Source organism: Pelomonas nitida (assembly GCF_043555975.1).
In the GTDB taxonomy this organism is placed as follows: domain Bacteria; phylum Pseudomonadota; class Gammaproteobacteria; order Burkholderiales; family Burkholderiaceae_C; genus Pelomonas; species Pelomonas nitida.
Genome location: NZ_JBIGIA010000001.1, coordinates 238,577 through 252,421, shown reverse-complemented (window position 1 = coordinate 252,421; position 13,845 = coordinate 238,577). Strand labels below are relative to the sequence as shown.

The window sequence follows — 13,845 nt, the reverse complement described above, 5'->3', positions numbered from 1 at the left end:
GGTCGATGCAGGTTGCGAAATCAGGCTGGGTGCGGCTCGACGGGTCCACGCACCGCGCGGTTTTGAATCGAGGACCGCTCATGCCGCGCACCCCGCCGCCTCATGGCGCCAGCCGCCGTCGTCCACCTGGGCGTTCAGCAACTCGCGCCAGGCACAACGCTCGGGCTGGCCGGGTTTGCGCTGCCCGAAGAACTGCGCCATGAGCTCGCCGTCATGCGCGTACAGCTCCAGCGAGCTGACCAGGCCATCCACCGTGGGGGTACGCACCGCCCAGGCCTGTGCAATGGCATCCTCACGCAGCTGCAGGCTGAACCGCGGGTCCTGCACGCTGAGCCATGGCCCGGTGACCGCCACGCGCCGCACCGGACCCGCGTGAATCTGCGTGACGCCCGGGTTGCCCACAAACACCATGAGGGGCAGGCCGCTGGCCGCCGCGCCCTGCAGCAGCACACGCGCCGCGTGGTGATCGACGGGCTGCGCAAACCCGGGCGCCGCCAGTTCCATCGCGCGAAGCCGCCGCAGGCCATGCCGACGCAGCAGGCCGAACAACTCATGCGTATCGCGCAGCGACGACCAGCCGGCACGAAAGGCATCGGCATCCACGTCCGCATCGACCTGAAGGGTTGGCTCGTGCAAAGGGCGCCACTGCGGAGCCGACGCCTTGGCATCGATCCAGCCGAGCCGCAGCGCCTGCCAGGCAGCCATATGGGTGGCCGGCCGCGTGTAGACCTTGTGCACCGCGACGCCATGGGCGTCGAAGAACTGCAGGCTTTGCTGCTCGCCTTCACGCACCGCGTAGCCATGGGCCCAATGGCTGTAGTACAGGCGCAGATCGATCTCATCACCGAGCGCCATGCCGGTCTCCCGCCCGGGCTCACCGTAGGCGCTCAAGTGCTCATAGACGCCGGTGCGCTCATGCACGCAGTAAGCATTGCGTGTCAGCGCCATCAACTCACCAGCGCGACTCAGCGCCGACAACAGGCGCGGAAAGTCACCGCGCAGACGCTGCGCCTGAAGCCCGCGCCCACCGGCCTCGATCGGCGCGTCGACATGCGCGTCGATCAACATGCCTTCGGTGGCCCCGAGGGCCGACGCGATGTCGCGGTGCTGTGCCGTACCGTCGATGGCACGGGCGTCGAGATAGGCCTGTCGCAGATCCATGCGCGCCGCATTCGTGCCGGCCGCCAGGCGGGCCAGCGGCAACAAGCCTTCATCTCGTTTTGCAAGCTCGGGGCCGGCCGCATCGGCCAGCGCGTCGACAGTCTTCCGCACGGGGGGCTCCGTAAAAAAGAGCGCGGGCTGGCGGCGGCTGGCTGGCGCGAGTATCGAAAGAAGGAGTGAATGAAAAGACGCGAGGACTACTTGGTGAGGATCAACTTACCCAGGGACGTGACGCGCAGCCGGTAGAGCTGCTGCTGGTGCACGATGACCACCTCGCCCTGCGGGCCCAGCAGTGCGGCACTGTCGATGCGCGGCGGCTCGCCCGCACGCTGCGGCACGCCGACCGGGGAAGCCAGGAGTTGGGGCGATTGGGATTCAGCGGGCATGGAAGCACTGTAATGAGAATCATTCTTGATTACAAGCCCTGTCATTGCCTCCCGTTCGACAGGACGGCCATCGCACCGCAAGCGATCGACAAACCGCCCCTCCAAGCGTTGAGCTGAGAACCCAGGTGCCCACGCACATCGACGTGGGCACGTATGGCGACTGATCTGAAAGACGCCAAGCGGCGCCGGGTGGCGGGTCGCAAACGCAGCGGGCGCTGCCTTCATGACGAGGCGGCGAAGACCGAGTTGGGCCTGAAGTGCCGGCAGCGCTTTGCTTCTTCGGCGACTGAACAGGCCGCTCGCGCCCCCCCTCGAGGGGCTTCTCAGCCCTTCTGCCGCTCGCTCTCGTACAGGCAGATGGCCGCCGCCGCCGCGACGTTCAGGGACTCCTCGCCCCCAGGCTGCGGAATGCCGACGGTCAGCGCACAACGGGCCATCAACGCAGGCGACACCCCCTGCCCTTCATGCCCCATGACCCACGCACAGGGCGATGGCAAAGCCACACGATGCAGCACATGCTCGGTGTGCGAGCTCGTGGCGATCATCGGCACGGCAAGTGACGCAAGGTCATCGGCCGAAAGACCTTCGATCAGGCGCAAGCCGAAGTGCGCCCCCTGCCCGGCCCGCACGACCTTGGGCGACCACAGCGCCGCCGTGCCCTTCAACGCCAACACCTGGCGCACGCCGAAAGCAGCCGCGCTGCGCAGGATGGCGCCGACGTTGCCAGCGTCCTGCAGACGGTCCAACACGACGGAGGCGGCCTGCGGTTCGATGGCCGGTGAGGCGGGCAGCGTCAGCTCGGCGCCAATCTGCGCCGGCGACTCCAGCCCGCTCAAGCCCTTGAACAGTGCCGTTGGCACGACCAACGCCCGCGGCGCGGACTCCGCCAACGCGGCGAGCGCAGCATCCTGCATCGCGCCTTCGGTGAGCACCACCAGCGCCGGCTGCCAGCCCCGCTGCAGCGCAGCGCGCAGCAGGTGGTCGCCCTCGATCCACACGCTGCCGGTCTTGCGGTAGCCGCCGGCATCGAGCCCGAGCTTGCGCAGGCGCACCAGCGCCGGGTTGTCGCGCGAGGTGATGTGATCGAGCTTCATTTGGCGCATACCTCCCGCACCGGGCCGAAGCTGCGGCGGTGCCAGGGGCTGGCGCCGTGCGCCTTCAGCGCGGCCAGGTGTTCGGCCGTGCCATAGCCCTTGTGCGTGGCGAAGCCGTACTGCGGGTGGCTCGCATGCATCTGCTCGCAGAACAGATCACGCGCCACCTTCGCCAGGATGGACGCCGCCGAGATCGCCTGCACCTTGGCATCGCCCTTCACGATGGCCTCGGCGGCCATGGGCAGCGTGGGCAGACGGTTGCCGTCCACCTGCACCAGCACCGGCTTCAGGCGCAGCCCCTGCACCGCGCGCTGCATGGCCAGCATCGTGGCCTGCAGGATGTTGATGCGGTCGATCTCCTCGGTCGATGCCTGCGCGATGCAGCAGCACAGCGCCTTGGCGCGAATCTCGTCATACAGCCGCGCACGCCGGGCGGCCGTCAACGCCTTGGAATCCGCCAGGCCGGCGATGGGCTGGAGGTCATCGAGGATGACGGCGGCCGCGAACACCGGGCCGGCCAGCGGGCCGCGTCCGGCCTCGTCCACGCCGGCCACAAGGCCCGCGGGCGCCCAGTCCAGGGACACCTGCTCAGGCTGCGATGAGCGTCGCGATCGCATCACTGGCTCGCCGCGCGGTGTCTTGCCGCAGCAGCTCATGGAGTTGCACGAAACGCCCGTGCAGCGCGGCGCGGCGCGGCGCGTCGGCCAGCAGGCCCTCGGCCTCGCGCGCCAGCGCCTCGGCCGTGCAGGCCTGCTGCAGCAGCTCGGGCACCAGGAACTCGCGCGCCAGGATGTTGGGCAGCCCCACCCAGGGCAGCAGCCCCTTGTCCTTCATGCGCCACCAGTTCAGCCAGTTCATGCGGTAAGCAATGACCATGGGCCGCTTGAACAGCGCCGCCTCCAGCGTGGCCGTGCCGCTGGCCACCAGCGTCAGGTCGCAGGCCGCCAGCGCAGCGTGCGATTGGCCATCCACGAGCTGGATGTCCGCGCCGCCCATGTCTCGGAGCAAAGGCTCGACCAGCGCGCGCAGCCCAGGCACGACGGGCATGACGAAACGCCGCCCCGGCCGGGCCAGCAGGCGGGCCGCACCGATCAGCGCCGGCGCGATGTAGTTGATCTCGCTCTTGCGGCTGCCCGGCAGCAGCGCGATGACCGTGTCACCCTCGGGCAGTTGCAAGGCCTCGCGCGCGGCCACACGCGGTGGCTCCATGGGAATGGCATCGGCCAGCGGGTGGCCGACATAGGTCGCCCCGATGCCGGCGCGATGCAGGATCTCGGGCTCGAAAGGGAACAGGCACAGCACGTGGTCGGCCGCCGCCTTGATCTTCTGCACGCGCTCGGGCCGCCAGGCCCAGATCGACGGGCAGACGAAGTGCACGGTCTTGAGGCCCGCCTCGCGAAGCCGCGTCTCCAGGCCGAAATTGAAGTCCGGCGCATCGACGCCGATGAAGACATCGGGGCGACGCTCGATCAGGCGGTTGCCCAGTTGCTTGCGGATGGCCAGCAGCTCGCGGATGTTCAGCAGCGCATCCACGTACCCGAAGATCGACAGCTTGCTGTGCGGCCACCAGGTCTCGAAGCCCTGGGCGATCATCTTCGGGCCACCAATGCCTTGCGACACCAGCCCGGGCCAGCGCTCGCGCAGCCCCTGCAGCAGCAGGCCGGCCAGCAGATCGCCGCTGGCCTCGCCGGCCACCATGCCCAGACGTGGCGCGCTGTGCATCGATCAGCGAACGATGCCGCGCGTGGACGCGGCAAGGAAGGCGAGCATGTTGTCGATGTCGCCATCGGCCACGCCGCCCTCCGAGCCGCGCAAGGCCTCGATCGCCACGCGGGCCTCGTCCAGCGAATGGCCGCTGCGGTAGAGCAGCTTGTGGATCTGGCGGATGACGCCGATGCGCTCGGTGCTGAAGTCGCGGCGCTTGAGGCCGACGACGTTGACGGCGCGCGCCGCCAGCGGATTGCCGTCCACCGTCATGAACGGCGGCACGTCATGGGCCACGTGGGCCTGGAAGCCGATCATGGCGTGGTCGCCGATGCGCATGCGCTGCAGGATGCCGCTCAAGCCACCGATGGTCACCCAATTGCCCACCGTCACGTGGCCGGCAAAGGTCACACCGTTGGCCAGCGTGTTCTGGTTGCCCAGCACCGTGTCGTGCGCGATATGGCAGTAAGCCATGATCCAGTTGTCGTCGCCGAGCCGGGTCTCGCCACGGTCCTGGACCGTGCCGATGTTCAGCGTGCAGAACTCGCGGATGGTGTTGCGGTGACCGATGACCAGCGTCGTCGGCTCGCCCGCGTACTTCTTGTCCTGGTTCGCCGCGCCGATGGAGCTGAACTGGAAGAAGGTGTTGTCGCGGCCGATCGTCGTGTGGCCTTCGATGACGACATGCGGGCCGACCTTGGTGCCGGCGCCGATCTTCACGTGCGGCCCGATCAGCGAGTAAGCGCCGACCTCGACGCTGCTATCCAGCTGCGCCGCAGGGTCGACGATGGCGGTGGGATGGATCAATGACATGGGTCGCAGACTCAATTTGCGGGCCGAGCGCCGGGCCGCTCCCAAGCCGGCCCGCCCAGGCGATGTGCTTGCCGGTCAACCCGGCAAGCATCGCCGTCCCCTCGGGGGACCGGCTGGGCACGCCTGCGTTCAGCAGCGCGGGACTGGACGAGGGGCTTCATTTCATGCCTCGATGCGACGCATCGTGCACATCAGTTCGGCCTCAGCGGCCACCTGGTCGCCAACGAGCGCCTTGGCAGCGAACTTGTAGATGCCGGCCTTGGCGCGGCCCAAGGTCACTTCCAGCACGAGCTGGTCACCCGGCTCGACCGGGCGCTTGAAGCGCGCACCGTCGATGCCGGCGAAGTACACCACCGAGTTCTCGTCCAGCACCATGTCCATGCTGCGCAGCGCCAGCAGCGTCGCGGCCTGGGCCATGGCTTCGAGGATGAGCACGCCCGGCATCACGGGCCGGTGCGGAAAGTGCCCCAGGAAGAAGGGCTCGTTGATCGAGACGTTCTTGATGGCACGGATGCGCTCACCCTTGACCAGCTCGACCACACGGTCCACCAGCAGGATGGGATAGCGATGCGGCAGGCGCTTCAGGATTTCGTGGATGTCCATCGTGATCGTGTCTGTCGTCATTTCTTTTCCAGCGCGCGCACACGCTCTCTGAGGCTGTGAAGCTGGCGCAGCGTTGCCGCGTTCTTCTGCCAGCTCGAATTTTCTTCGAAGGGGTGAGGGCCGCTGTAAACGCCCGGCTCGCTGATGCTGCGGGTGACGGTCGTGGCGGCGGAGATGTGCACGCCGTCCACCAACGTCAGGTGGCCGATGATGTTGGCCGCGCCACCGATGGTGCAGTTCGCGCCGATGCGTGTGGAGCCCGCCACGGCCGCGCAACCTGCCATCGCCGTGTTGCGGCCGATGTGCACGTTATGCGCGATCTGGATGAGGTTGTCGAGCTTGACGCCATCCTCGATGACAGTGTCGGCCAGCGCGCCGCGGTCGATGCAGGTGTTGGCGCCGATCTCGACGTCGTCGCCGATGCGCACGTTGCCGAGCTGCTCGATCTTCACGTACCCCTGGCGCGATGGCGCGAAGCCGAAACCATCCGCACCGATGACCACACCGCTGTGCACGATGCCGCGCGCCCCGATGCGGCAGCCATGGCCCAGCACGACACGCGGCGCCAGGCGGGTGCCCGCACCAACCTGCGCGCCGCGCTCGACGACACAGTGCGCCCCGATGCGCGCACCGTCACCGATGACGGCACCGGCCTCGACAACCGCCAGCGGGCCGATCTCGACATCCCGGCCCAGCTGCGCCTGCGGCGACACGATGGCACTGGCATGCACGCCGGGCTGCGCGGCGGGGCGCACGCGCGCAGCCCACCACTGCGTCAGGCGGGCGAAGTACAGATAGGGATCGGGCGTGACGATGGCCGCACCCCGCGCAGCAGCGGCCTCGGCCAGCGCGGGCGCCACGATGACGCAAGCGGCCTTGGTGGTCGCCAGCTGCGACTGATAGCGCGGGTTGGCGAGGAAGCTGATGCCGTGCTCGCCCGCTTCGTCCAGCGGCGCGATGGCATCGATGCGAATATCGGCTCCACCAAGCAAATCGCCGCCCAAGGCGGCGATCAGGTCGGAGAGCGCGACGGCTGTCGAGCTCATGGCGGGCCCGGCTTACTTCTGCGCGTTCAGCGTGTCGATCACCTTCTTGGTGATGTCCACGCGCGGGCTGAAGTGAATGGCGTCCTGCAGGATGAGGTCGTACTTCTCGGTTTCGAAGATCTGCTTGATGACCTTGTTCGCCTTCTCGACCACGACCGACAGCTCCTCGTTCTTGCGCTGGGTCAGGTCTTCCTGCCATTCGCGCTTCTTGCGCTGCAGGTCACGGTCCTGCTCGACGATGTCGCGCTGGCGGCGGTTGCGTTCAGCCTCGGACAGCGTGGGAGCGTCCTTCTCGAGCTTCTCGGCGGCACCGCGCAGCTTGGTTTCCAGATCGCGCAGATCCTTCTCGCGCTTGCCGAATTCCGTCTCCAGCTTGATCTGGGCTGCCTTGGCGAGATTGGCCTCGCGCAGCACGCGCTCGCTGCTGACGAAGCCGATCTTCAGGTCCTGGGCTTGCACGGCCGCGCTGGCCACCATCATCGACGCGGCCAGAGCCGCCGATTGCAAGAGCTTGCTCATCATCAGAATGCAGTCCCGATCTGGAATTGGAATTTTTCGATTCTATCCTTGCTGGATTTGCGGATCGGCTTGCCGTAGCTGAGGCGCAGCGGACCCATCGGCGAAAGCCAGCTCAGGCCGATACCGCCGGACATGCGCATCATGTAACGCCCGTCATGCGCGGTGTCTTCACTCAGTGTTTTCCAGTTGAGCTTGGTCTCCGGCCCCCAGACACCGCCCATGTCCAGGAAGCCGAAGATGCGGAAGCTCTTGTCGTTGCCGCTGCCAGGCACCGGCAGGTACAGCTCCGCATTGGCGTTGAAGCGCCGATTGCCGCCACTGTAGGAACCCGTCGGGTCCACCGGCCCCAGAGAGCCCGCTTCGAAGACCCGCACCGAACCCAGACCGCCAGCGTAGAAGTTCTTGAAGATCGGGTAGGGCTTGCCACCCAGCCCTTCGCCCCAGCCCAGTTCGCTGTTGATGCCCAGCGTGATCTTGTTGGTGACCTCGAAGTACTCCTGGTACTGGGCATTCAGGCGCGCGTACTGCACATCGCCGATGGCGCTGGCCTCGATGTTCAGGCGCTGGTAGCGGCCCTTCATCGGGGTGACGACACTGTCTCGGCTGTCACGCTGCCAGCCAATCGTCAGCGGGATGGAGTTGCTGCGCTGGCCGTACTGGTGGGTGAACAGGAAGTACGCCTGCGGCAGGCCCTTGGACGTCGTGATGTCCGTCTGCTCATAGCCGACGCCGAAGAACACTGTGTCGAGCTCGGAGAACGGCACGCCGAACCGGATCGAACCGCCCTTGGTGATGTACCGGTACTCCTCGCCGAGCGTGTTGATCGGCTTGGTGGTGCGGTAGAACAGATCGATGGCCCGGGAGACACCATCCACCGTGAAATAGGGGTCCACCGTGCTGATCTGCAACTGCCGACCAGTGCTCGCCGTGGAGACGTCAATGCCCAGATAGTTGCCGGAGCCGAACACGTTGTCCTGGCGGATGGAGCCCGTGAACGAGAGCTTCTGCTGACTGGAATAACCCGCACCCACGGTGATGGCGCCGGTGGGGCGCTCGGCGACCGTCAGGATCACATCCACCTGATCCTGCGCACCCGGCACCTCCTGGGTGTCGATGTTGACTTCCTTGTCCTTGAAGTAGCCCAGGCGCTCGACCCGGTCGCGCGAGGCCTTGATCTTCTGGCCGTCGTACCAGGCCGCCTCGAACTGGCGGAATTCGCGGCGGATGACTTCGTCACGCGTGCGCGAGTTGCCGGAGATGATGACCTTGCGCACATACACGCGGCGCTGCGGCTCGCCGACGAAGGTGACGACGACCTGGCCGGTCGCGCGGTCGATCTCGGGCTTGCTGTCGACGCGCGCAAACGCATAGCCGTAGGTGCCGTACAGGTCGCTGAACGCACGCGTCGTCTGCGCCACGGCCTCGCCGTTGTAGGCCTGGCCGGGCTTGGTGAACACGAGATGCTTGAAGTCTTCCTCGCGGCCGAGGAAATCACCCTCGAGCTTCACACCGGTGACCGTGTAGGGCTGGCCTTCGCTGACCGTGACGGCGATGCTGATGCTCTGCTTGTCCGGCGAGATCGTCACCTGCGTGGAGGTGACGGCGAACTCCAGGTAGCCGCGATTCAGGTAGTAGCTGCGGATGGTTTCCAGGTCCGCATTGAGCTTGGCGCGCGAGTAGCGGTCGGTCTTGGTGTACCAGGTCAGCCAGCCCGAGGTCGTCTGCTCCAGCAGGCCCAGCAGCGTGCTCTCGGAGAACACCTTGCTGCCCAGGATGCGGATCTCGGCGATCTTGGCCGGCTCGCCCTCGGTCACGTTGAAGCTGACGTTGACGCGATTGCGCTCGATCGGCGTGATCGTCGTCGTGACCTCGGCGCCATAGAGACTGCGCGTCAGGTACTGGCGCTTGAGCTCCTGCTCGGCGCGGTCGGCCAGCGCCTTGTCGAAAGGCTTGCCTTCGCCGATGCCGACATCCTTCAGCGACTTGGACAGCGCCTCGGTATCGAACTCCTTCAGGCCGACGAAGTTCACGTTGGCGATGATCGGGCGCTCGTCGATGATGACGACGACCGCATCACCTTCGATGCTGATGCGCACGTCCTTGAAGAGCCCCGTGGCGAACAGCGCGCGCAGTGCGGCCGCGCCCTTCTCGTCGTTGTACGTATCGCCGATGCGGAACGGCAGCGACGCGAACACCGTACCCGGGTCGGTGCGCTGCAGGCCCTCGACGCGGATGTCCTTCAGCACGAAGGGATCAACCGCCCAAGCCATCCCGGACTGGAACATCCCCGTGACAGCCAAAGCCAGCAAGCCGAGGCGGAAGGGGCGGCGCGGCGCTCCCGAACTGAAAGAAAAGGACATGAGACCGGGAGTTTCAGTGTCAGCCCGCGTAGCGGCTGAAATCGTTGGAAAGGGCCAAGGCCATGATCACCATCAGGATCAGCAAACCCGCTCGCTGCAGTTGCTGCTGCCACCAGTCGGAGACGGGGCGGCCACTCAGACCCTCGAAAAGATAATACATGAGGTGTCCGCCATCGAGCATCGGCAGCGGCAGCAGGTTCAAGACAGCCAGACTCATGGAAATCTTCGCCAGAAAGTCGAGGAACGGAGAGAGCCCGGCGCGCGCCGACTGCCCGGCGTAGTCTGCAATGGTCAGCGGCCCGCTGAAATTCTTTACCGACGCTTCACCGACCAGCATGCGCCCGATCAGCTTCACGGTCGTCACGGCCATGTCCCAGCTCTGCTGCGCGCCGCGCCACAGGCTCTCCAGCGGCCCGTAACTCACGACGACCATCGCCGGCATGGTGCCCACCCCGACCTCCAGCCGCCCCACACGTCGCCCGGCATCGTCTGCCAGGCGCGGCGTTGGGCTCAGCTCGACCACCTGACCGGCACGCTCGACGCGCCAGGCCATGGTGCGGGGCTGCTCGCCGTCATGCGCGCGCTGGATGGCATCGCGCAGAAAGCCCGCGTCCGGCACCGACTGGCCGTCGATGGTCAGCACGCGATCGCCCGGCTGCAGGCCGGCGGCAGCGCCCGCGCCACCAGCCACGACCTGACGGATCACCGGCTCGGCCTCCGGCACCAGGCCGATGTCGGCAGCGAGTCGCGCATCCGGCGAACGCCCCGCCAGCCGTTCGGTTTCCAGCCGAACACTGCGCGATCCGTGCCCTTGCACATCGGTGACGGTCAGGTACAGGCTCTCACCCAGCGCCTGCGCCCGTGCGACGGCGGCATGCAGCTCCGGCAAGGACTGCACATCGCTCCATTGCTGCCCGTCGGGCGACACGGCCCGCACCCAGTCACCGGCCTGTACGCCGGCACGCTCGGCCAGCGACGCGGCCGGCGGCGTGCCAAGCAGCGCCTTGGGTTGCTCGCTGCCCATGCAGGCAACCAGCGCGAACAAGCCGATCGCCAGCAGCCAGTTGGCCGCGGGCCCGGCAGCCAGGATGGCGGCACGCCGGCCCACCGACAGGTAGCGGAAGGCTTGATCGCGCTGATGCGGAGCCACGGGCTCATCACCCATGCCCAGCATGCGCACATAACCGCCCAGCGGGATGGCGCTGATCACGAACTCGGTGCCGTCGCGGCCGACGCGGCGCCACAGCACACGGCCGAAACCGACCGAGAAGCGCAGCACCTTGACGCCGCAGGCGCGAGCGACGCGGTAATGCCCCCATTCATGGATGGGCACCAGGATGCCGATCGCGATGAGGAACCAGAAGGCCTTCTGGATCAGCTCCATGCCAACACCTGCTGTTGGGCTCGCACGCGCACGCGGGCGTCCAGTGCGAGCAGGCCCTCGATGCTGGCGCAGTCCGCGGCGTCCGGCGCGATCGCCTCGAGGCAGTGCGCGTTCAGCGCGTGGATGCGGTCGAAGCGCAGGCGGCCATTCAGGAAGGCATCGACGGCAACCTCATTGGCCGCGTTCAGCACCGTCGTGCTGCCTTCCGGCGCCCGCAGCGCCTGCCAGGACAGGTGAAGACCGGGAAAGCGCGTCGCATCCGCTTCCTCGAACGTCAGGCTGGGCGTGGTCAGCAGGTCCAGCCGGCTCGCGCCCGACGTGATGCGCTCGGGGAAGGACAGGCCGTAGGCGATGGGCACGCGCATGTCGGGCGTGCCGAGTTGCGCCAGCACCGACTGGTCACGGCAGACCACCATCGAGTGGATGATGCTCTGCGGGTGGATCAGCACGCGGATCTGCTCGGGCGCGAGGTCGAACAACCAACGCGCCTCGATGACCTCCAGCGCCTTGTTCATCATCGTCGCGGAGTCGACCGAGATCTTGCGACCCATGACCCAGTTCGGATGGGCGCAGGCCTGCTCGGGCGTCACGTCGGCCAGCGTCTTCGGGTCGCGGCTGCGGAACGGGCCGCCGGAGGCCGTCAGCACGATGTGATCGATGCGGTCGTGCCAGGTCGAGCGGTCCTCGGGCAGGCACTGGAAGATGGCCGAGTGCTCGCTGTCGATGGGCAGCAGCGTGGCACCACCCTCCTCCACCGCGCGCATGAACAGCGCGCCGCCGACGACGATGGCCTCCTTGTTGGCCAGCAACAGCCGCTTGCCCGCGCGTGCGGCGGCAATCGCCGGCGCCAGGCCCGCCGCGCCGACGATGGCCGCCATGACCACGTCCACGTCGGGGTGGGCCGCCACATCGGCCAGCGCCGCGGCGCCGTCGAGCACTTCCGTCGCGCAACCGGCCTCACGCAGCCGCTCGCGCAACTGCGCTGCGGCGGCCCGTTCGGGCATCACGGCGAAACGCGGCGTCCACTGCAGGCACTGCGCCAGCAGCTCGTCCACACGGCTCATGGCGCTGAGCGCCACGACTTCGAAACGTTCGGGGTGACGGGCGATGACATCCAGCGTGTTGACGCCGATGGAACCGGTCGAGCCGAGGACGCAGATGCGTTGGCGGGTCATGGTGGGATCAGAGGCTGATCAGCGCGAGAGCGAGCGGGAACACCGGCAGCAGCGCGTCGATGCGGTCCAGCACGCCACCATGGCCGGGCAGCAGGTTGCTGCTGTCCTTGGCCCCGACGGCGCGCTTGACGAGGGATTCGAAGAGGTCGCCGACGACGCTCATCGCGGCGAGGAACACGAGCGCCAGCAGCGACACCCAGCCGCGGCTTTGCACGAGCACCGTGTAGAGGCTCGGGGAGTCGACCGCCAGTTGCTTGTCGATGACATGCACCCACACGAAGCCCAGCACGATGACACCGGCCAGCCCGCCCCAAACGCCTTCCCAGCTCTTGCCCGGGCTGATGGCCGGTGCGAGCTTGCGCCGGCCGAAGGCCCGACCGCAGAAGTAGGCCGCAATGTCGGCCATCCACACAAGGCAGAACACCGACAGCAGGAAGTTGATGCCCAGCACCTTGGCCTGCACGATGGCCAGCCAGGCGCCCCACAGCAGCAGGCCACCCAGCGCCAGCCGGCCGGCCGGCGCGATGCGCGGCCAGCCCGACGGGCCGGCACGCAGCGCATACGCGCCGCCCAGCACCCAGATGCCGCTGGCCAGCCACCAGACCCAGCCCGGCGGCGCGTTGAGCCCGCCGATCAGCAGCGTCCAGACGCAGGCCAGCGCCAGGGCCATGCCGGCGGCCATGGCGCCGGTGCCAGGCAGCCCGTTGAGACGGGACCATTCCCACCCGGCGGCGCCGATCATGAGAACGGTCAGCCCGGCGAAGGGCCAGGGCGATGCCGCGAAGAGCGCCGGCAACAGGATGGCCAACATGACGATGGCGGTGATGACACGGGTCTTCAACATGGCAGGGGATTCCGGTCAGGCGCCGCTCGGCGCTTCCTTGACACCGCCGAAGCGCCGATCACGTGCGTGGAAAGCGGCAATGGCAGCGTCGAGCTCACTCTCGCCGAACTCGGGCCAGAGGCAATCGGAAAACACGAACTCGGTGTACGCGACCTGCCACAGCATGAAGTTGCTGATGCGCACCTCGCCGCCGGTGCGGATGAAGAGGTCCGGGTCCGGCGCGTGGGCCAGCGCCATGAACTCGGACAACCTGGCCTCCGTCAGCTCCGCCGCCGGAACGCCCGCAGCCATGGCCTTGCGGCAGGCCTGGACGATGTCCCAGCGACCACCGTAGTTGAACGCGACGTTCAGCGTCAGCTTGGTGTTGTCGAGCGTCGCCGTCTCGGCTTCGTCCCAGGCCTGGCGCAGCTTCTCGGAAACCGCCTCGCGGTCCCCGACGATGCGGATGCGCACGCCCATCGCGCCCATCTTGGCGAGGTAGCGGCTGACGGCCGCCAGCACCAGCCCCATCAGGCCGGACACTTCGTCGCTCGGGCGCTTCCAGTTCTCGCTGGAAAACGCGAAAACGGTCAGTTGCTCGATGTCACGGTCGATGCAGGCCTGCACCACCTTGACGAGGGTGTCCACGCCGGCCTTGTGGCCGAAAAAGCGCGGCAGGAAGCGCTTCTTGGCCCAACGGCCATTGCCATCCATGACGATGGCGACGTGGCGCGGCGGGGGCAGGCGGTCTTGCGCCGGGTTGGCAGTCTTGCTCAA

Annotated in this window: 14 protein-coding genes; all 14 read right to left on the bottom strand. The window is 67.5% G+C overall.

The window, feature by feature from the left end; translation table 11 throughout:
- Positions 1-78: 78 nt before the first annotated feature.
- Complete coding sequence (locus tag ACG00X_RS01130) at positions 79-1,272, bottom strand: hemin-degrading factor (RefSeq protein WP_394486081.1); 1,194 nt, start codon at positions 1,270-1,272, stop codon at positions 79-81.
- A gap of 86 nt (positions 1,273-1,358) precedes the next feature.
- On the bottom strand, positions 1,359-1,547 hold the full coding sequence (gene hemP, locus ACG00X_RS01125) for a hemin uptake protein HemP (protein ID WP_394486079.1): 189 nt from the start codon (positions 1,545-1,547) through the stop codon (positions 1,359-1,361).
- A gap of 323 nt (positions 1,548-1,870) precedes the next feature.
- Entirely contained in the window at positions 1,871-2,650 is a 780-nt protein-coding gene (locus ACG00X_RS01120; RefSeq protein WP_394486076.1) for a TrmH family RNA methyltransferase, read from the bottom strand.
- Complete coding sequence (rnhB, locus tag ACG00X_RS01115; RefSeq protein ID WP_394486074.1) at positions 2,638-3,258, bottom strand: ribonuclease HII; 621 nt, start codon at positions 3,256-3,258, stop codon at positions 2,638-2,640. The genes ACG00X_RS01120 and rnhB overlap by 13 nt, the downstream gene beginning before the upstream one ends.
- Complete coding sequence (lpxB, locus tag ACG00X_RS01110; RefSeq protein WP_394486073.1) at positions 3,230-4,363, bottom strand: lipid-A-disaccharide synthase; 1,134 nt, start codon at positions 4,361-4,363, stop codon at positions 3,230-3,232. The genes rnhB and lpxB overlap by 29 nt, the downstream gene beginning before the upstream one ends.
- 3 nt (positions 4,364-4,366) lie before the next feature.
- On the bottom strand, positions 4,367-5,158 hold the full coding sequence (lpxA, locus tag ACG00X_RS01105) for an acyl-ACP--UDP-N-acetylglucosamine O-acyltransferase (protein WP_394486071.1): 792 nt from the start codon (positions 5,156-5,158) through the stop codon (positions 4,367-4,369).
- Positions 5,159-5,320: 162 nt separating this feature from the next.
- Positions 5,321-5,782, bottom strand: coding sequence for a 3-hydroxyacyl-ACP dehydratase FabZ (gene fabZ / locus ACG00X_RS01100; protein ID WP_394486069.1), 462 nt, complete (start codon positions 5,780-5,782; stop codon positions 5,321-5,323).
- Entirely contained in the window at positions 5,779-6,807 is a 1,029-nt protein-coding gene (lpxD, locus tag ACG00X_RS01095; protein ID WP_394486067.1) for a UDP-3-O-(3-hydroxymyristoyl)glucosamine N-acyltransferase, read from the bottom strand. Before lpxD ends, fabZ begins: the two co-directional genes overlap by 4 nt.
- 12 nt (positions 6,808-6,819) lie before the next feature.
- On the bottom strand, positions 6,820-7,326 hold the full coding sequence (locus tag ACG00X_RS01090) for an OmpH/Skp family outer membrane protein (protein WP_394486066.1): 507 nt from the start codon (positions 7,324-7,326) through the stop codon (positions 6,820-6,822).
- A 2-nt stretch (positions 7,327-7,328) separates the two neighbouring features.
- Positions 7,329-9,686, bottom strand: coding sequence for an outer membrane protein assembly factor BamA (gene bamA / locus ACG00X_RS01085; RefSeq protein ID WP_394486064.1), 2,358 nt, complete (start codon positions 9,684-9,686; stop codon positions 7,329-7,331).
- Between the two features lie 19 nt (positions 9,687-9,705).
- A complete protein-coding gene (rseP, locus tag ACG00X_RS01080) occupies positions 9,706-11,070 on the bottom strand; it encodes an RIP metalloprotease RseP (RefSeq protein ID WP_394486063.1) in 1,365 nt (454 codons plus the stop codon).
- Complete coding sequence (ispC, locus tag ACG00X_RS01075; RefSeq protein ID WP_394486062.1) at positions 11,061-12,245, bottom strand: 1-deoxy-D-xylulose-5-phosphate reductoisomerase; 1,185 nt, start codon at positions 12,243-12,245, stop codon at positions 11,061-11,063. Before ispC ends, rseP begins: the two co-directional genes overlap by 10 nt.
- 7 nt (positions 12,246-12,252) lie before the next feature.
- Complete coding sequence (locus tag ACG00X_RS01070) at positions 12,253-13,089, bottom strand: phosphatidate cytidylyltransferase (RefSeq protein WP_394486061.1); 837 nt, start codon at positions 13,087-13,089, stop codon at positions 12,253-12,255.
- 15 nt (positions 13,090-13,104) lie between these two features.
- Complete coding sequence (gene uppS, locus ACG00X_RS01065) at positions 13,105-13,845, bottom strand: polyprenyl diphosphate synthase (protein WP_394486060.1); 741 nt, start codon at positions 13,843-13,845, stop codon at positions 13,105-13,107.